The sequence below is a fragment of the Psychromonas arctica genome (assembly GCF_038155225.1).
GTDB classification, from domain to species: domain Bacteria; phylum Pseudomonadota; class Gammaproteobacteria; order Enterobacterales; family Psychromonadaceae; genus Psychromonas; species Psychromonas arctica_B.
Genome location: NZ_JBAKBA010000153.1, coordinates 1 through 251 on the forward strand (window position 1 = coordinate 1; position 251 = coordinate 251).

The window sequence follows — 251 nt, forward strand, 5'->3', positions numbered from 1 at the left end:
GCGTTGATGATCAAAATGCTTTAAAAATGAATTTCGTTCGTTAATAGAGTTAGGATCATGATCAAAAATCAAAAAACAGCTACGCTGTTTGCTTTATTAGCTGTATTAATGTGGTCCACTGTGGCCTCTGCTTTTAAAATTACCTTAACTTATTTCAGTGCCTTACTAATGTTGCTTGTAGCAAGTTTGGTAAGTAGCGTTGTATTACTTATTAATTGCTATCGTCAGCAGAAAATAAGTTTACTTAAAGC

1 pseudogene is annotated in these 251 nt (G+C 33.1%); it reads left to right on the top strand.

Going from position 1 to position 251, the window contains the following annotated elements:
* Positions 1 to 57: 57 nt before the first annotated feature.
* A pseudogene (locus V6255_RS18130) lies at positions 58 to 251 on the top strand (EamA/RhaT family transporter); the annotation flags it as partial.